Here is an 18,065-nt window from a genome sequence, read left to right on the forward strand (position 1 = left end):
CATTCTCAAAGAGTCGAAAACCAAGGAGAATAAGTCCATGAGTAACAAACCCCGTCGTCAATTCACCCCAGAACAAAAGGCTGAAGCAGTCCGGATCGTGCTTCAGTCCGATAAACCCATTAGCCAGATTGCCAAGGAGATGGGATTGACTGAGAGTACTCTGCGCAACTGGGTCAAACAAGCTCAAATCGACCAGGCAGCAGCCCCCAACGGTGCTTTAACCACCGAGGAACGTCAAGAGTTGAACCGTCTGCGTCGGGAGGTCAAACGTTTGCAGATGGAGCGAGAGTTCTTAAAAAAAGACGGCTGCCTTCTTTGCAGCAGAAAACAGCCCTATGAGCTAATCGAAGCAGAGAAGGCAAACTTCCCCGTTACCCTGATGTGTGAGGTACTTGAGGTGTCCAAAAGTGGCTATTACGCCTGGTGCAAGCGTCCACCCTCACCCAGAAACCAGGAGAATGAACACTTGTCCCAGCAGATTGCGACCATTCACCAAGAGAGCCGACAAACCTATGGCGCTCCCAGAATTCATGCCACACTCAGGGCAAGAGGCTTCCAGGTAGGTCGTCATCGAGTCGCGCGACTGATGAGTCACCTGGACATTAGCGTTCGTCCCAAACGTCGATTCAAGCTCACAACGGATTCCAATCATCCCTTTGCGATTGCCCCAAATGTCTTGGAGAGGAACTTTACGACAACAGAGCCGGATAAAGCATGGGTAGCAGATATAACCTATATTCCAACTCTTCAGGGTTGGCTGTATTTAGCGGTAATTATTGACCTGTTTTCGCGTCGAGTGGTGGGGTGGTCAATGGCAGAGCATATGCGGGTGGACTTGGTACTTGCAGCGCTGCAAGTCGCTTTGGGGCATCGAGTTCCTGCTACATCTGGACTGTTATTTCACTCTGACCGAGGCAGCCAATACGCCAGTGGTGAATACCGAGGGGCACTGCAAGCGGCAGGGATTTCTTGTAGTATGAGTCGAAAAGGCAATTGTTGGGATAATGCAGTGACTGAAAGCTTTTTCGGAACTCTCAAAACGGAGTTTATTCATGTTCAGAGCTTTGTCACCAGAGAGGTTGCAAAAACTTCAATTGTGGAATGGATTGAAGTGTTCTGCAATCGTCAACGTATTCATTCAACATTGAATTATCTTTCCCCTGTTCAGTTTGAACAACAGTCTTGGCTGTCACTACAGCACTCTAGAGCCGCTTAATCACACTGTCCACTTTTTCAGGGCAAGATCAGCAGAGGTTGTCTGCGGCGGGTGATTGGCAACGTTGGGCTGCTTTCAATTGGCTATAGATTCAGCATTAATAAATTGATTGTAAAGCGTCTGAAGCAGTTCCTATTCCAAAAGAAAAGATGAATCTCTCAGAGATGACGTGCATTACTCTGAGAGATTCGATGGAAGATGGGCTACTTACTCTTGAGTCAAACTGCACTGCCTCTGTTCAAGTGAGCAAGTTGCTCGTGTTCCTCGCAGATTCTCTCCCCTTTGGGAAATTTGAACGTTACCCAGCAGGGTCACTTGCTGTGCTGTTGGAACGTATTGAATTTCGTCAGCACTGCCTTGGATTTGAGCGTCTGGATACACAAAAGAAACATTGCCAATGGCTCTGACTTCTTGGGTGGTTTCGTTATACTCTTGAGCATCTGAAGTCACGGTGATTTGTCCAGACTCGATCGCCTGAGCAATCGTCTGGGCGTTTGCCCTAGAAGCAATGGTTGAATTGAAAAGTGCAGCCAGCCAGCGAGTCGCCCCTGATGATGTGAGGGTTGGAATCATCAAAGCTGCGGCGATCGCAATTGCAACACAGGCAACAAGAGAGGCACGACGATTCAGACGTGGAATGGCAAAATTCATGAGAGTAGTTTCTCTGTGTGCTGTTCGAGGTGAGTTGGATGGGTGAGCTTGCAGTAATTCAGTTTCGAGGTGAGCTTTGAAATCTGGAGCAGGTTCGATTGTCTGTGCGAAAGTAGTCAAACGAATCAGCAAATCGGTATCTGACTGTGAAAAATCATCCGGTTGATCAGGTCTAGAGTTCATTGGTTTTACTCACAGGCTGTTTCTAAATGTTTGCGAAGATCCTTCAGGGCACGACAAACTAGCATTTTGACCGCAGCCTCACTTTTGTCCATGACTTGTGCAACTTCAGCTACACTCAAGCCCCCAAAAACTTGCAGTGCGATTGCCTCTGCTCGATCAGCAGACAGGTGGCTCAGGGCTTGAGCAACTTGCTCCAAAGACAATTGCTGTGCAGCAAACTCTTCGGGTGCAATTGAGTCGTCTGCAACCTCATGTGCTTCCTCTAATGGCAAGATTGACCGTTGGCGGCGGAAGTAATCGACTGTCTTTCGGGAAGCCACTCCCATTAACCAAGCCGCGAACTTACCTCGTCCTTGAAAGCTCGCGATCGCTTCTTGGGCTGCCAAAAACGTCTGAGCAGTCAAATCTTGAGCATCATGGACGTTTCCAACTCGTGAAAGATGATAGCGATAGACTGCTTTGAGATTTCGTCGGTAGAGTTCTGCAAAAGCTTCTGACCTATATCGCGCTTCCTGAGCCAATTCTTCATCCGACTGCACTATGTCTGAAAGCCTTTGGCTGTGAGGCGGATAAGGTGAAAGAAAATTCATAGGTTCCTCAGATACAAGCTTCTATCGGTATGTCGTGGAAGACCACCATTTCGTAACACCCCAGAGGTGAAAAGTTTTTGCCTACAGCATCGCACTAGCAGTCCAACAAGTTGCTGCACCGGAATCTTCAACATTATCGGCTGAGATGCAAAGGTTGTCGGTATCCGGTGAGCTTGGTCGTTATACATACGCACTTAGCTGATAGCGATCGCCAAGAGCATAAACTTCTCAATGCCAGTAACCCCCCTCACATAGACAGTATAATTTTGTGTACAGCCCACAAAACTTTGTGCTATGGCAACACAAAACATAGCAAAGGCTTGGTTCTTCCAAGACATTTTGCTGGAAGAATATTGTTACGCGGTAGGTTCAGCGGAATCGCTACCAAAACACAGTCATGAAGAATACCAGGTGTATATTGACAGTGGTTTAGCACGAGAGTTCTACTTTCGCGGAATCCATTACTCAGTTCCAATAGGCAGCCTTGCTATTCTTCATCCTGGTGAAATGCACGCTGTACGCGACTTAGAAGATCGTCAAACTCCCACAATTCTGCGATTAATGTACCTTCCCTGCATACTTGTAAAAAAGGTCGCATCAGAGATTGTAGGGCACGTAACTTCTTTGCCATTTTGGTCAGATGTAATTTTTGATGATTCTCAGCTAATTCAACTCGCTCTGAAATGCCATTTTGCTTTGAGAAGTCAGGCTTCCAGACTAGAGCAAGACACAGCTTTACTTTCGTTTCTAAGTAGCCTGATTTTGCACGACACCAAGAATTTCTCTAGCTTAAAGCCCATAAAGAGAGAACATCAAGCGATCCAAAGGGTGAGGGATTTTTTGCAAGACAACTATGCTCAGAACGTCACGATCACTGATCTGTCCCAGATAGCGAATCTTAGCCCCTATCACCTCAATCGGGCTTTCTGTGCAGAAGTTGGAATTCCACCTCATCAGTATCAAACTCAAATACGAATTACCCATGCTAGCAGGCTTCTAACTCAAGGAATAGCCATTGCGGAGGTCGCCTCTGCAACTGGATTCACCGATCAAAGCCATCTGACGAGGCACTTCAAACGCTTGATGCAGGTTACGCCTGGTAGATATCGTCAGGAAACAGCAAAAACGTACAAGAACTAGTTCTTTAAGCTGTGATTACATCATGGTAGGTCATGTATTCACAGTTTGGAGATCCCTAATATGACAGATAGCATTGCTTACAAAGGAACGATTGTTGTTTCAGGAGCAACAGGCAAGCAAGGTGGAGCAACCGCTCGTCACCTCCTCAAGCGCAGGTTTCGAGTTCGAGCCATGACGCGCAACCTAGAACAACTAGCGGCTAAACAATTAGTGTCTCTTGGTGCTGAATTGGTACATGCCGATTTAGACGATAGAAATTCATTAGAACGCGCTATTGAAGGTGCTGATGGACTCTTTTCTGTCCAAAATTTTTGGAAAGTCGGCTACGAACATGAAATTGCTCAAGGCAAGTGTCTTGCAGACCTTGCGAAATCATTTGGAGTTAGGCATCTCATTTACACAAGCGTGGCAAGCTGTTATCGGAAGACAGGGATTCCTCATTGGGAAAGCAAGTGGCAAATTGAGCAGTATATTCGAGAACTTGGTCTGCCTTACACCATTTTGCGTCCAACTTCCTTCATGGACGATTGGGTCGATATGAAATCGGAAATTTTTGCAGGAATGTTTGCTCAACCTCTCGATCCACAGCGTTCATTACAGCAGATTGCTGTTGACGATATTGGGGCTTTTGCTGCGATTGCATTTGACAATCCTAAAGAATGGTTGGGACGAGAAATTGCACTTGCAGGAGACAACTCGTCAATGGAGGAGATTACTGCTGCTTTTAGTCGTGTGATAGGGCGAGAGGTTCAATATGTTCAAACCCCTTGGGACAAGTTTCAAGAGAAGTTCGGTGATGATATGACAACGATGTATCGTTGGTTCAACGAGAACGACATGGAAGCCGACATCAATTATCTCCGCTCTATTTATCCTTCGCTAACCACTTTTGAGCAGCATCTCGTACGTGGAGGATGGTCTACGGTTAAAGAATAGGAGCTTTATCATAGCAACTGAAAGATGTCAGAATTTAAACCGCATAACAATAAGCCCTGAGGAGGACGGGGTCAAGCATAAGTAGAAATAGAATTTTCTACTTATGCTGATAGTTTAGTTTTGACACCGTAAACTAATCAATTCCACAAGCAATCGTTTTACTGACTCAGAATTGATTTTTATTCTGGTTATAAGCACTCATTCTTTGATTCTCAGTCTGTTCCTATTTTTGGTTTTTAGATCCTCCCTATTATTGATATCCTCGCTTAACAGACATTGCAATTACAGCGCTAGATTCTGTACCAACGAGGACTTCTTCTTCTTTAGCACGAGAAGATACTTCACCTCATCATACGGTTCATCATCTTGCCAACAGCGAAACAAAATCCGAATCCACTTGAACGCGAGTGCCCGCATTGCCATCGGATGAGTCTTGCCTTTTTTGCGCTGTAATTTGTAGAAGGCATCTGCCCACAACGACTGTTGGCGGGACTGGTCTGCCCACTCAACGAATGTTTGTCGCAAAAAGTCGGGCAACTCCAACGCCAATGTACCCAGCACTTGTTGCCACTGCTTTCGGTCACAGGTGCAATTCCGCTGTAACGCAATAAATCTTGTGCTTGGGGGTATCGAGTTCGGTCTTCTCCAAATGCCACCAGTAAACGCGGAGCAAGATGTGGCCCTGCACCTGGCAAGTTGGCAAAGAACTCGGCATCGGGATGGTCTGCAAACAAGGCAGCAATTTTGTCATTGATCTCATTTAGCGTTTTGAGCAGCCCTTTTAACTGGTGGGTCAAAGCTTGTACCAACCATTGCGAGGGGACGACGATGGCAGCATCTTCAGTCAAAGGACTGCCGTGAGCGATCTGCTCAATTGGCCGTGCGATGGCACGGCGTCTGACAACTTTATGGCTAGTGAAAAACTCGGTTAATTGCTCTGGTGTGGCAGCTTGCGCTGCTTTGAGTGTAGGATAGTGTTCCACAAATAGGCAGAAGACTTGCGTATCTTTATCCTCGAACCAATCCAATACTTGAGGATAGTCGTTTTTGAGAGCGGCTGTGATCCGATTGGTTAAGCGAACTCTCTCACCCACAAGCATTCTCCGCACTTCCGTCCATTGCCGCAGTGCTCGAATCTGGCTGCTCTCTGGCTGCCACGCTTTGAGCTTCTCATCATGTTTGAGCAACAACTCAACCAAAATCTGAGCATCAATCGGGTCAGACTTAGCACGGCTGAGTTTGAAGGCTTTGCGTTCGCGTAGCGGCTGCTTTGCAGCTTAGTTGGCAACGGTGCGCGGATTGACCGGATACAACACCAGAAAATCGAACTGACACAGCACATAGATTAACGGTCCGCGCTTGAGTTCGGTAGCGATAGCAATGCGTCGTCCATTGAAGCGTTGCCGTAACCTTTCGACCCAAGCCTTAATGGCATTTGGGGTATGAGCAATCACACTCGGCTGCCAAGCTCCTGTAGCAGGGTCATACAAGCAGATATCATGCTTGCGATCTGCCCAATCGATACCAACGTAAGCAGCATAGTCTACCGATGCTATCGGTGAGGAAGATGGAGTCTCAATTGAGTTCATCGTGCTACCGTTGTGGTTTGAACCAGACTCGGACGCTATCGCACGGGCGAAAAGATTATGGAATGCGTCTGAACCACGTCATCCCTGAGCGTTCGTCAGATGTGGCGATAGAGTGCGAAATCGGTGCGAGGCGGTATTGTTATAGACCTCTAAGGTCAGCGGTTGGAAAGTCGTCACCGAGTTCTGTCCGAGTCTGCTTCCTGAGTTTATCGGACAAATCTTGTCCGTCTCCCCATAACCCAGTTGGAGCGGAAGTTGAAAGTCTTTTTGTCTGTCGTTCCAGTCAATCTGCGACCGCTCAACCGGAACGACTATGAAGCCGTGTCTATGTCAAGCGGGTTTTGGGATTTGTGCGTGAGGGAGTTCTGCAATTTAGCCGAACGAAACCAATCATCCAAGGTAATAGGATGAGGTTTAGTCTTTATAACAGCTTCCTCAAGATGCGACGGATTGAGTTCTAAACGACTATCCGAGGTGTCAATGCAGTTCGTATTTCTAGTTCTAGAGGTACAACTTGAGCATTGTCTCAATTATCTCTGCAAAATTACTTGTCTTATTCGTTAGATCAACAGTGTTTCATGTTAGTTCCCAGGTTCAAGTTCAAGCTGACAGGAGCTATGAGCTGGGTGATGTTGAGGCACTCAATAGAGGCGTGCTATCTTGCCAAGGTTGTTTGTGCCTCAACATCGCCCAGCAGCGCACTAAACGCTTTCGGGCTACGGCAATAATAGCGATTTTCTTACGAGTTTTCTGTCCGCCATAAATTCGCTGATAAATACTCTCTGCCCACGGGTTGTAACGCAGCATCACCCAGGCCACCTCAACGCATGCACTGCGCAGAATGCGGGAGCCTCGACAGGTAATTCTGCCCAAGCGATTGGTTTGACCTGATTGTCTTTGGTCGGGAACCAACCCTGCATATGCCGATACCTGACGGGCATTCTTGAAACGGTGAGGATTATCCAACGCTGCAACAATGACCTCTGCCGTTCTGCGTCCCACCCCCGGTATGGTTTGCAGAAGTTGCACCTGTTCATCTTGTCTCGCCACCTTTTCAAGCTGCTCATCGACTTGTTGTAATTGTTGCCAGAGGGCATCAAGGCTCTGCAACTCCAGGTCAAGTTCACCTCGCCAAAATTCATTCAGTTGACACTCTGCCAGAGGTTTGCGGTATTGACTTAAGGTTTCAATGCCTGCGGCAGTCCAAGCTTTATGTCCACTGGGAATGCTGATGCCCTGATGGTCAAACAACGCTCGAATGTGATTCTGAATGCGGTTGATACGATTGACCAGGGTTTTACGGTACTTCACTCCTAAGCGATATTGACGACGTTCTGCCACCGGACCATGAACCGCTGACACTTGCTCAAGGGCAGTGAGTTTCGCCAGTTTGAGCGCATCATCTTTATCGGTTTTGCGTTTGACATGTTTCCATCGCCACGCCTCGGCACTGGGATTGGCGACTAAGACCTGGTACCCCAAGCTTTGGCAAAAGTCATGTACCCAGCCTGTAATTGAACTGGTCTCTATTACGATTTGGTCAGGTTTGGTTTGATTCAATAGCTGCTCCAATGCCCACCGTTGAGTGGCGATTGTCTCGAACTCACTCTGGTTTGGGGTGGTGTTGAATAAGCAGGCAACGGAATTGTATTTACCCAGGTCAATTGCCAGAATCTTCATGCTATCCTCCGGGTGTGGGAAGGTGGTTTGAGTGGTTTCTTCTACTTTCCCACGGCTTACATAGATTCTTGAGCTGGCTCCGCAAACAGTCCTTCCACTCGTTCACAAAGTCACATCGTCAAGAAGCAAAGCGCCGCGCAGTGGGCAGGTTGAGACCGTAGTATGAGGGAGTCTGTGGTGTCGCAAAGCACCCAGAGTCCGGTAGGTGAGGACGGTAGTTTTGGGATAGGTTGGGAGTGGCAAAGTCAGAGTTAGCCAAGCCCGTTGGTGCGTGCTCCAGCTAACCTGTAGATTTGACCATGCAGGTTGTACCAGAAGGATTGAAAAGGGCTTTTACGGCAGCCCAAAAAGTAGATATTGAGCTAAAAAAAACACAATCCCACGCAATCGTCGCGGGAGCAGCGGCTAGTGCAGCAGGAATTGCAGCCGTACCAATTCCGTTTTCTGATGCAGTTGGTATTGTACCAATCCAAGTTGGTATGTTGGCTGGTATTTCAGCAACTTTTGGTTTGTCGATTGATAAAAGTTTTCTTAGCACCATAGTTGGAAGCATTATTGCTGGAGCAGGCGGAACGCTTGCAGGACGCTCTATTGTATCCAGTCTGCTCAAGATGATTCCCGGTGCGGGTTCTGTTGTTGGTGGAACAATTGCGGCAGCTACGGCAGCGGCAATTACAACTGCTTTTGGTGAAGCATATATCGCTGCATTGGATATGTTATTTGTTCAAAACAATGGTGAGCCGCCCACATCTGAAGAAGTTGCAGAGGCATTCAAAGCCAAGTATCTACAACTTGCTGGCGGTAGATGAGCTAGAGAAGTTTAGGTACAGGTTAAAATTTGAGGGGTATAGGCTCGACGTTTTTTCATCTATAGGTAAACCCTATGCAAGTTACCCTTAACCTTGACGAAGCCCTTATTAATGAAGCGCTCCAACTAACAAAGCTGACTACTCAGGAGGAGTTACTGAACTTAGCCCTAAGAGAGCTTGTAAGATCGCGTCGTAAGAAAAACCTTCTCGACCTAGCGGGGCAAATTCAGTTCGCCCCAGATTTTGATTACAAAGCATTGCGCGAAACTCGTCATGTTGCTGATTGATACCTCTGTTTGGATCAGCGTCTTTCGAGATGGTAGTGGTCAAGTTCGCCAACAGCTTGAAACCCTGATTGCTGACCGGGAAGTTCTACTAACTCGCTTTACTCAGCTTGAGTTGCTGCAAGGTAGCCTAAACGAGCAAGAGTGGGATCTCCTCTCTACTTACCTTGAAACGCAGAACTATGTTGAACTCACGCCTTCTTCGTGGCAAGAGGCTGCACGTATCTACTACGAGTTGCGTCGCCAAGGACTTACCGTTCGTAGCCCAATCGATTGCTGTATTGCTCAAGCAGCACTGGAAAACAATTTGCTTCTAATTCACAACGATCGTGACTTCGAGACGATTGCTCAAGTACGCTCTCTCCAGCACTTTCGTTTTCAGCCTTGAATCTTCTAATCCTGCTTGAATGTTATCTGTGGGTTAAGCCAGCTAACACTGCGTTGGTGCGGACGGTACAGAGATTATCGGTGGGTGTTCTATATAGCCTGCCGCCGCACAACTTCACCGTTGTGCCGCTCATATTTCGGGTTGTGACGGTGGTTGGCTACTTGTCGGAGTTCAAGACTTAATGGATGAAGTGAAGGGGCAAGGAGATCGTATCCTCTAAGTCTTAAACTGCAAGTCCCTTCATCACGACATCAACTAATTCATCAACAAAATCCTGGGTGAGTGGTGCATGTCTAAGCAGCAAACGGTAAAAGAGTGGGCTGTAGAGTGCATCGATCGCTACATCTACATCTACATCCGATCGTAGTTCTCCAAGTTCAACGCCTTTTTTGAATACCTCACTAGCAGCTTTACGACGCGGCATGAGCCAGTTTTCTCGAAATGCCTCAATCAATTCAGTATCTGTCTGTCCGCCACCAATTAACATGGCAATAATTTGCCCAGGCGGACTGAGAAGTACTTTGACTAATTGCTGCATTTGCAGACGAATGTCTTCTTTAACAGAACCGCTATCCGGGAACGTCAATTCTGGATTGATCGCTGCCAGAAATGCATCCATCACCAAATGAGCTTTGCTTGACCAGCGGCGGTAGATGGTAGGCTTCCCGACTTCAGCACGAGCCGCGATCGCCTCCATCGTCAAATCATTGAATCCGGCCTGATTCATCAATTCATAGGCAGCTTCTAAGATCCGCTGGTGAGCCTCATCCGATCGGGGACGACCCGGACTTCGAGCAGCGGAAACTTTTTTCTTGATCCCCCTTGACATACTCTGCATCCTCAAGATAGTTTAGTTACGTGACGTAACGATATTAAAGCAGAGTTTACCCCAATAATCAAGTTCAAGAGTATATGCCTCGCAAAGTTGAACTTTTGGATATTGGCTGCTAATTAATTAACGTTACGTCACGTAATTACCATTCTTTTAGAGAGGCACTGGATCGTGAGTTCATTTCATCTGAGCGGAAGTTATCCAAGACAAGGCAACTCTTCTATGCGTCCAAGCCAAAGAGCTACGCCACCCCGCTACAAAATATTTTTGTTGACCTGGCTTGCCATTTATCCCTTAATTACAGCGATTCTCTGGCTGTTTGGTTCGTTCCTTGCCTTGTTTCCGCTGCCCGTGCGAACTTTGATTTTGACTGGAGCGCTGGTCTATTTGATGACTTATATTGTCATGCCAAAGCTGACAAAGCTATTCCATCGTTGGCTCAATTCCAATTAATTAGGCTGATTGGACTATCGTTTACCAGATTTGTTCAAGGTTACGCTCCCAATCACCTAATGTCTAGAGGCACCTCATCATGCACACTACCAATTGCCCCCACGATTATTTCAGATCCGGAACCTGATTTGGCTCAAATCACTTGTCCTCAAAAACCACATTGGACTACACCGCCTCCAAGCACTCATTCAGCCCTCCAGAATGCCACTTTGGATAACGACATCTGGCAACAGCTTGCACTAATTCATAGTTGGACTGGCATCTGAAACGACATCATGCAAAACGTAAACAAGGAAAAAATCATGACGACTCAAAATTCTGCACCCTCATCTAGTCTGAGTTCTCTTCAAATTGACCATGTTGCGCTCAATGTTCCCAACTATGAAGAAACCCTGGCATGGTATCGAGATAAGTTGGATGCCACGATCGAGCGAGAATGGACAGTTGATGTCTTCCCCGATCTGAAATTGGCTTATTTGCAAGTCTATGGATTTCGGATCGAAATTCTCGGCAGTACTCAGTCACTTCCTGGAATGCCCGAAACTAAAGATTTTGGTGCAGGACTGCGCACAAGTGGCATTGGACATTTCTGTTTCCGTGTTGATGATGTGGATGCGGTACTGGCTGAACTTAATCGACGCGGTGTACCAGCCTTTGTTGAACTAGGTAGCTATCCCGATGCTGGAGTGCGACTCTGTTTTGTGAAAGACAACAATAGCAACTTGATTGAATTTGTCACCCCGTTGTAAATCGATCGACGACTTAGAAAGTTGGCAATTGCGTTCTTGTATCGTTTTGTGAGGTCGCCTTATGTTGAAGCTACGAATCGAGCGCCTCATGGTCGCATTGTGTTGAGGCTTTTTCGACGAACTATCGTGCGATCGCTTTAGACATGATTGGATTCGGCAAGTCAGATAAACCATTTCTACCTTACAAGGTTTCTACACTGGTCGATTTCCTGGATGGGTTCTTTGAAGAGCTAGAGATTGAAAAAGCGATTTTAGTGGGTAATTCTTTGGGCGGATGGGCTGCGGCTCTCTTTGAATTGACGCATCCTGAGAAAGTTGAAGCACTGGTTCTAATCGCAGCGGGCTACTTATTTAGTGATGGAGCCGATCCAAAGATTTTGACGACTAAAGCCAATCCTTCAACCCTTGGGGAGTTACGGAGTCTCCTGTCACTGGCATTTCATGACAAAGATCGCTTTCTGAGCGAGACAGCAATTAAGCGGATGTTTACAGCCCGTCTTACAAACAATATTGGCTATACCGTCGAGCAATTTATTCTCTCAATTGGGCGTAAAGAAGATGCATTAGATGGTCAGTTAGCGAATATCAAGGCTAAAACATTGGCGATCGCAGGAGAGAATGATGGCATTACGCCTGTTACTTTGAGTCAGCGCATTCACCAAGAAATCCCCCATTCCAAATTTAGTTTGTTCGATCGCTGTAATCATTCTCCTCAAGTGGAATGCCCTGAGCGTCTAATTCCTGCAATTTATGAATTTATTCAGTGACTATGAACTCCACATCACTTCCAACAATGTTTTTTATCGGCAATGATTTGAATGTCAATCGTCTTGGCTACGGTGCAATGCGCTTGACCGGACAGCCCGGAAACTTTGGTCGTTATGCTGATTGGGAAGCCGGAAAACAATTGCTCCGTCGTGCTATCGAGCTAGGGGTAAATTTTATCGATACGGCTGAATCTTATGGACCTGGCGACAATGAAGAACTGATTGCATCTGCACTTTATCCTTATCCAGACGATCTCGTCATTGCAACCAAAGGTGGTGTTCTCAAAACTGCACCTGATAGCATTCGTGCTGATGGCTCATCCAAAAGTCTACGACGTAGTTGTGAAGCTAGCTTACAACGCCTCAAAATCGATCAAATTGACCTCTATCAATTGCATCGCCCCGATCCAAACGTATCTTTTGCAGAGTCTATAGAGACGCTAGCGGAACTGCAACGAGAAGGCAAGATTCGCCACATTGGATTATCGAATGTGACGATCTCTCAAATTGAAGCGGCACGTCAGATTGCCAAGATTGCTTCAGTGCAAAATCGATTGAATCTAGCAGAACGTGCTGGAGAAGAAGTCCTTGATTTTTGCACCCAACACAATATTGCATTTATTCCATACGCGCCGCTTGGCGCACATCCACTCAAGCGTGGCGCACCGCTTGCCAATACTGAAGGAACTCTAACAGAGATTGCCGCCCATCATGATATGAAACCGAATCAAATTGCATTATCTTGGATGTTACATCGTGCATCTAATATCATTGTAATTCCAGGTACTACCACAATCTCACACCTTGAAGAAAATATTGCGGCTGCATCGATTGCACTCACAGCAGATGATATTAAACTGCTAAACGAAGCTCAGGCATTTTAGCCTTAAGTTTAGTCGCAATCGCGCGGCACAACAGCGTTGTTGTGCGGCTTGGGCTTTAGGTTTTGGTGGTAGTTGAAGCGACCTGCTGGTATTTAAGGAAAATCGATTGGGAGTGATTGTTTTTTGTAACCAGGCAAAGAAACAAAATTGAGGGGAGCGCAGTCAGAACTTCTACTTGCTCAACATCAAACTTTCTCGAAAGGCTAATGTGTCAATCTGCCAAGAAATATCGGTTCACTCTCCTAACGGTTTTAACCTTGTTAGTTTGCTGGCTGGTGTTCAAAGCAGACGTTGTTGCACAGCAAGTTGCCGATCCAAATTTTAATGCCAGTGTTGCCCATCCTGCTTACACGACTACAGCTCCACCCGTTCTCTTTGACGAGGCTCACCTAAATTTCCATACTACTCAAGGACGCTACAAACCCTTCGTAGATCTCATCTCTAATGATGGTTATCAGGTAGTTCCTAATCGACAAGCTTTTCAGGCTGAAACGCTAGCCGATTACGACATTCTTGTGATTGCCAATGCCTCAAGCCAGCAAGAGGGACAACCTGCTTTTCGCGAGGACGAGTGTAATGTGGTGAGAGCCTGGGTGAGTTCTGGTGGTTCATTGCTTTTGATCGCAGACCACAAACCGTTTGGAGCAGCGGCAGAAAATTTAGCTTCTCGGTTTGGCGTTGAGATGAGCAACAAATTCACGGTGGATTTGTCTCACTACGATCAAGCCTCTGGAGTACCTAGTTTCCTGCTGTTTAGTCGTGAAAATGGACTATTAGCCGAGCATCCAATTGTGCAAGGTCGGAACTCAGTAGAGCAGATCAATCAGATAAAGACTTTTACGGGGCAATCGTTATCCGTGCCATCTGAAGGACAAGCGTTGTTGCAGTTATCGGCTTCGGCGATCGATCTAGACGATCGACTCAGGAGCGCAGCAGATTTTCGAGCCGGACAAGGGATGTCTGTGGCTCATCGTGCTCAGGGTGTAGCCTTGCCGTTTGGACAAGGACGAGTCGTTATCCTTGGAGAAGCTGCGATGATATCCGCCCAATTGATTCAATCGAGTGACGGGACATTTCTAATGGGGATGAACCATCCAGGAATAGACAATCGACAATTTGCTCTTAACTTGATGCACTGGTTATCTAGATTGTTGAGCTAGATTGGGCTGGCTCCTTTGATTCCGCAGTGGAAGCGGCACAACGACCAAGATAAGCGGCGGCAGACAACCCTTGCATCACAACCAAAATCTCTCAACCGTCCGCTTCATCGACTTGTTAGACATCAAAAAGCAGACCCTTGCAGCAGTAGAGAAAGTTTTTCTAGGCAAAAATCGAGGCAATAATGTATTTGACTGGTTTTGAATTACATCGAGTAGTATAGCAGATAAAAAACGCAACCATCGAACCCTAAGTTCCCTGCTTTTGGAAGCTGTACATGAGGAATGGGGTGTTTGGCTAGCGATCGCCATCCTGTTATCAATTACATTTTTGTTCTCCGAGCAACTTGCTTCTTGGTTAGAGAAATCAGCATTCATTAAGGTTCTTGATTCCCTCGGTAAATTTGGTTTATTGGTTGCAATTATTGCCTTTCTAAGAGAAATACCAAAATGGGAAGAAAGAGCGGTAGAAGAAGCGAAGCGAAGACAGTTTGAATACTGGAAAGCGATCGATACAGCCAGAACTACAGAAAGAATGCGGGATGGAAGACTCTTTAGCGTTGCTTTGAGAATTGCCTTAGAAGGTTTGGCGAAAGAAAAAGATTTAGAAGGAAAGCCTATCAAAATAAGTACAGTTGCTGCTAATGGAGTCAATCTTGAAGGAATTGATCTAGAGGGTGCTTATCTGCATGTTTGTGGCTTTGGAATGGCAGAATTAAGCAGAGCGAATTTTCGCAAAACTATTCTTGTTGATGTTCGCTTTGATAGAGCAAGACTTTTTGGTGCTGACTTCCGCGAAGCTCAGTTTGAGAAGGAAGTTAGGTTTATGCATGCTCTGTACGATGAAGAAGCCGAAAAGCAGTTTCCCATCGGATTTGATCTCCAAGAAGCAGGAGCTTACAAGATTGCTCCAAGGGTTTCCCTTCAGAGAGCAATGCTGGAAAATGCATCATTGTGGGATGCAGAACTAGTAGAAGCTAATCTTCAGGGTGCGAATTTAGAGAATGCCATACTGGGTGGAAGTAACTTGCAAAGAACAAATCTCCAGAATGCTAACCTCAAAAGAGCCAGGGCTAGAGGTATAGATCTTCAGGGAGCAGATCTCAAGGATGCTAATCTCAAAGAGGCTAATATAGAAGGTGCTGATCTTCGAGGAGCAAAAAACATAACAATTGAGCAAATCAAAGCTGCAAGAAATTGGAAATATGCCATTTATGATGATGATTTTTGCAAAGAACTGGGATTACTCTCATGAAACTCGATCGCATCACTAGCAACCCAAACCGCATGAATGGACAGCCTTGTATTCGTAATCTTCGCCTTACCGTTCGTCGGGTCATTGAGTTATTAGCAACTTACCCTAACCGAGAAGAATTACGTCAAGAATTTCCCGAATTAGAAGATGAAGACATTCGGCAAGCCTTGATTTTCGCATCATCATACCTGGACGATCGCATCATTGAACTACCCAATCGCTATGAAACTGTTGCTTGATCAGGGATTGCCACTCTCTGCGGCAGCATTATTACGTGATGCAGGTATTGACACCATCCATGTTGGTGAAATTGGAATGTCTGAAGCCGAAGATGCAGAAATCATCCAAAGAGCCAGAGACGAGGGGCGTATTGTTGCTACACTTGATGCAGATTTTCATACATTGCTGGCACTTGATGAAGCAGTTTCTCCCTCAGTCATGCGCATTCGGATTGAAAGACTACGTGCCCAAGCATTGATGGATCTGTTACTGATGGTAATTGCTGAGTGTGAGGAAGAGTTAGAACAAGGATCAGCCGTTACGGTTGAGCCAAGCCGTATTCGTATTCGTCGTTTGCCGTTAGTGCCTGATGTCTAACAATATGCCCTGAGTCCGACGAAGTCAAGGATATTGACCCTAAATTCTATTTTTTGGCTCTTTTCCTTGTCTTCTTCAGATTCTCTTGTTCGTTCTTATATACAGAAAATCACAGCATAAATGTTTCAGGGTCGAGGTTAACTTTTGCTCAGTCCTGTTTTCACATAAACATCATTTTCTTAATTCTTCTTGTGTTGCTTTGATTCTTATTTCGTATCTTCTGTAAGTGCTAAACTCTGCACTAATGGTGAACCTTTTCGTTTCAATGTCATCAAATACTTCACCTCATCATACGCTTCCCTGTCTTACCAACAACGGAACACAATTCGGATCCACTTGAATGCCAGCGCTCGAATTGTTCCTTGATGCGTCTGGCAATGCTCGGCAGTAAAACCTGCAACTGGGCGATCAAGGCTGCGACCAACAGTTGCAGAGGCTCAACAATCCCTGCATCTTCGGTTAACACCACGCCTTGCTCAATCTGCTCCAGACGACGGTTGATGGTCTTGGCTTGCACTACATGATGCGTCCTGAAAAACTGCTCTAGTTCTGCTTTTGGAGCTGATTGTGCAGCTTGGAGACTCGGATAGCAACTCAAAAACTCACAAAACACCTGGGTATCTTTGTCCTCAAACCATTCCAACCCTTGAGGATAATATCCTTTGAGGGCAGCCGTGATGCGATTGGTCAAGCGCACCTTCTCTGCCACGAGCATCCGTCGATTCTCCACTAATTGCTGGAGCGATCGCAGTTTGGCACTGCTCGGTTTCCAGGCTTTGAGTTTGTCAATGTGCTTAAGCAACAACTCCACTAGAATTTGAGCATCGGTGGGGTCAGCTGTAGCACCAGAGGGAGCAAAGGCTTGACGATACTTGGCAACCGTTTGAGGATTAACTGGATAAATCACGAGAAACTCGTACTTGCACAACGCATAAATCAACGGTCCCCGTTTCTGCTCGGTACAAACGGCGATTGTCTCTCGATTGAATCGTTTCCTTAATCCTTCGACCCAGGCATCGATCGCTTCGGGTTGGGAGCCGATGACGGAAAACTCAAGCTGTTGGGGTGTTGGATCATAAAGGCAAATATCATGCTTTTGGTCAGCCCAATCAATGCCAATGTAAACTGTGTAAGGAGATGGGATGGTGTCCAGAACTGGCGAAGCAGCAGTTTTTTTCATACTTACCCCTTGAAGAGCAATGGGTTCAGATGAAGCTCGAATGCTCCCAACTTCAGGCGAAAGGATGATGGCAAGGTTTGCTAACGCCAAGCCCTGAGGATTCGTTAGTTGAAGCAGGGACAAGAGGGGAGTGCGTGCGATATTGTTATGGACATCGGATGTCATCCCGTTGCAAAGTCGTCACTCACCTCCTCCGAGTTCTAAAGTTGAGGGTACTCCTCAATTTCAGCCTCGTACCCCCATAAATCGTTGCACACTGACCGTTTCAAGTCTTCTCGTTGAGTCCGAGAGGTTACTAGCGGCGGGTGAACGGGGTCGGTAGACCGCTTCAAGAGGGAGTATTTAACGGATGAAGAAAATTAAGCTTATTGCAGTAGTTGTTTTGCTAGTCGTAGGATTGAGTTTTGCAAAGGTCGTGACTGATACGAGTCCGGCGGTTGCTCAGTCTTGGCGCGTAAAGGTTTGTAGTGCAGTTGTTCCTGGCAACTGGCGTGATTCCACAATGGCTCCTGATGATTGGTACATTGATGACTGTTATGGTTGGGCGCAATCAGTAGGTGGCACTGAGACACAGCTAGGTTGTTTTTTTGATGATGGTTATTCCTAGTCAGAAGTGAATCCAGGAAGACTTCCAAGCCCTAACTGTGGTTGGTGAATCTAGAGGCATCTGTCCTAAAATCAAGGGCTATTCTAACCGATGAAAAGAATAAAGTTGATTGCTGTAA

At 46.3% G+C, this 18,065-nt stretch carries 21 protein-coding genes and 1 pseudogene; 15 read left to right on the plus strand and 7 right to left on the minus strand.

From position 1 onward, the window contains the following. The first annotated feature begins 37 nt into the window (after positions 1–37). Positions 38–1,216, plus strand: coding sequence for an IS3 family transposase (locus tag HJG54_RS23730; RefSeq protein ID WP_316431708.1), 1,179 nt, complete (start codon positions 38–40; stop codon positions 1,214–1,216). Between the two features lie 207 nt (positions 1,217–1,423). On the opposite strand, the gene HJG54_RS23735 is transcribed toward HJG54_RS23730, so the two are convergent. Together HJG54_RS23735 and HJG54_RS23740 are read right to left on the minus strand one after the other, a co-directional pair. Continuing rightward, complete coding sequence (locus tag HJG54_RS23735) at positions 1,424–2,050, minus strand: LptA/OstA family protein (RefSeq protein WP_316431709.1); 627 nt, start codon at positions 2,048–2,050, stop codon at positions 1,424–1,426. Between the two features lie 5 nt (positions 2,051–2,055). Further along, positions 2,056–2,640: an RNA polymerase sigma factor gene (locus HJG54_RS23740; RefSeq protein ID WP_316431710.1), complete on the minus strand. Its 585-nt coding sequence runs from the start codon at positions 2,638–2,640 to the stop codon at positions 2,056–2,058. Positions 2,641–2,934: 294 nt separating this feature from the next. On the opposite strand from HJG54_RS23740, the gene HJG54_RS23745 reads away from it, so the two are divergent. Together HJG54_RS23745 and HJG54_RS23750 are read left to right on the plus strand one after the other, a co-directional pair. Then, positions 2,935–3,780 (plus strand): AraC family transcriptional regulator, encoded by an 846-nt coding sequence (locus HJG54_RS23745; protein ID WP_316431711.1) that lies wholly within the window; start codon positions 2,935–2,937, stop codon positions 3,778–3,780. A gap of 60 nt (positions 3,781–3,840) precedes the next feature. After that, positions 3,841–4,716, plus strand: coding sequence for an NmrA/HSCARG family protein (locus tag HJG54_RS23750; RefSeq protein ID WP_316431712.1), 876 nt, complete (start codon positions 3,841–3,843; stop codon positions 4,714–4,716). A gap of 341 nt (positions 4,717–5,057) precedes the next feature. Here the strand turns inward: HJG54_RS23750 and HJG54_RS23755 are convergent, their stop codons facing one another. The 3 genes from HJG54_RS23755 to HJG54_RS23765 form a co-directional block, all read right to left on the minus strand. Beyond that, positions 5,058–5,915 (minus strand): transposase, encoded by an 858-nt coding sequence (locus HJG54_RS23755; RefSeq protein WP_420717285.1) that lies wholly within the window; start codon positions 5,913–5,915, stop codon positions 5,058–5,060. A 78-nt stretch (positions 5,916–5,993) separates the two neighbouring features. Continuing rightward, on the minus strand, positions 5,994–6,305 hold the full coding sequence (locus tag HJG54_RS35535; protein WP_420717286.1) for an IS110 family transposase: 312 nt from the start codon (positions 6,303–6,305) through the stop codon (positions 5,994–5,996). Between the two features lie 615 nt (positions 6,306–6,920). Then, a complete protein-coding gene (locus HJG54_RS23765; RefSeq protein ID WP_316431575.1) occupies positions 6,921–7,985 on the minus strand; it encodes an IS110 family transposase in 1,065 nt (354 codons plus the stop codon). A gap of 299 nt (positions 7,986–8,284) precedes the next feature. On the opposite strand from HJG54_RS23765, the gene HJG54_RS23770 reads away from it, so the two are divergent. The 3 genes from HJG54_RS23770 (at position 8,285) to vapC (ending at position 9,466) form a co-directional block, all read left to right on the plus strand. Beyond that, complete coding sequence (locus HJG54_RS23770) at positions 8,285–8,794, plus strand: DUF697 domain-containing protein (protein WP_316431713.1); 510 nt, start codon at positions 8,285–8,287, stop codon at positions 8,792–8,794. Positions 8,795–8,868: 74 nt separating this feature from the next. Continuing rightward, positions 8,869–9,081, plus strand: coding sequence for a type II toxin-antitoxin system VapB family antitoxin (locus tag HJG54_RS23775; RefSeq protein WP_316431714.1), 213 nt, complete (start codon positions 8,869–8,871; stop codon positions 9,079–9,081). Continuing rightward, positions 9,068–9,466: a PIN domain nuclease gene (gene vapC, locus HJG54_RS23780; RefSeq protein ID WP_316431715.1), complete on the plus strand. Its 399-nt coding sequence runs from the start codon at positions 9,068–9,070 to the stop codon at positions 9,464–9,466. The genes HJG54_RS23775 and vapC overlap by 14 nt, the downstream gene beginning before the upstream one ends. 223 nt (positions 9,467–9,689) lie before the next feature. Here the strand turns inward: vapC and HJG54_RS23785 are convergent, their stop codons facing one another. Continuing rightward, complete coding sequence (locus HJG54_RS23785; RefSeq protein ID WP_316431716.1) at positions 9,690–10,295, minus strand: TetR/AcrR family transcriptional regulator; 606 nt, start codon at positions 10,293–10,295, stop codon at positions 9,690–9,692. A gap of 225 nt (positions 10,296–10,520) precedes the next feature. Here HJG54_RS23785 and HJG54_RS23790 point away from each other — a divergent pair, with 225 nt between their 5' ends. The 8 genes and pseudogenes from HJG54_RS23790 (at position 10,521) to HJG54_RS23825 (ending at position 16,160) form a co-directional block, all read left to right on the plus strand. Further along, positions 10,521–10,751 (plus strand): hypothetical protein, encoded by a 231-nt coding sequence (locus tag HJG54_RS23790; protein WP_316431717.1) that lies wholly within the window; start codon positions 10,521–10,523, stop codon positions 10,749–10,751. Between the two features lie 302 nt (positions 10,752–11,053). Further along, entirely contained in the window at positions 11,054–11,500 is a 447-nt protein-coding gene (locus tag HJG54_RS23795) for a VOC family protein (protein WP_316431718.1), read from the plus strand. Positions 11,501–11,586: 86 nt separating this feature from the next. Next, positions 11,587–12,267 (plus strand): annotated as a pseudogene (locus HJG54_RS23800) (alpha/beta fold hydrolase); the annotation flags it as partial. A 2-nt stretch (positions 12,268–12,269) separates the two neighbouring features. Continuing rightward, positions 12,270–13,151: an aldo/keto reductase gene (locus HJG54_RS23805; protein ID WP_316431719.1), complete on the plus strand. Its 882-nt coding sequence runs from the start codon at positions 12,270–12,272 to the stop codon at positions 13,149–13,151. A gap of 206 nt (positions 13,152–13,357) precedes the next feature. Continuing rightward, positions 13,358–14,311 (plus strand): hypothetical protein, encoded by a 954-nt coding sequence (locus HJG54_RS23810; RefSeq protein WP_316431720.1) that lies wholly within the window; start codon positions 13,358–13,360, stop codon positions 14,309–14,311. A 262-nt stretch (positions 14,312–14,573) separates the two neighbouring features. Beyond that, a complete protein-coding gene (locus HJG54_RS23815) occupies positions 14,574–15,563 on the plus strand; it encodes a pentapeptide repeat-containing protein (RefSeq protein WP_316431721.1) in 990 nt (329 codons plus the stop codon). Beyond that, on the plus strand, positions 15,560–15,802 hold the full coding sequence (locus HJG54_RS23820; protein WP_316431722.1) for a DUF433 domain-containing protein: 243 nt from the start codon (positions 15,560–15,562) through the stop codon (positions 15,800–15,802). Before HJG54_RS23815 ends, HJG54_RS23820 begins: the two co-directional genes overlap by 4 nt. Further along, a complete protein-coding gene (locus HJG54_RS23825; protein WP_316431723.1) occupies positions 15,786–16,160 on the plus strand; it encodes a DUF5615 family PIN-like protein in 375 nt (124 codons plus the stop codon). Before HJG54_RS23820 ends, HJG54_RS23825 begins: the two co-directional genes overlap by 17 nt. Before the next feature lie 280 nt (positions 16,161–16,440). On the opposite strand, the gene HJG54_RS23830 is transcribed toward HJG54_RS23825, so the two are convergent. Further along, positions 16,441–17,340, minus strand: coding sequence for an IS110 family transposase (locus tag HJG54_RS23830; RefSeq protein ID WP_316431724.1), 900 nt, complete (start codon positions 17,338–17,340; stop codon positions 16,441–16,443). Between the two features lie 349 nt (positions 17,341–17,689). On the opposite strand from HJG54_RS23830, the gene HJG54_RS23835 reads away from it, so the two are divergent. Then, a complete protein-coding gene (locus HJG54_RS23835; protein ID WP_316431725.1) occupies positions 17,690–17,947 on the plus strand; it encodes a hypothetical protein in 258 nt (85 codons plus the stop codon). Positions 17,948–18,065: the final 118 nt, after the last annotated feature.

This window comes from Leptolyngbya sp. NK1-12 (genome assembly GCF_032598965.1).
Classification (GTDB): Bacteria; Cyanobacteriota; Cyanobacteriia; order Elainellales; family Elainellaceae; genus Elainella.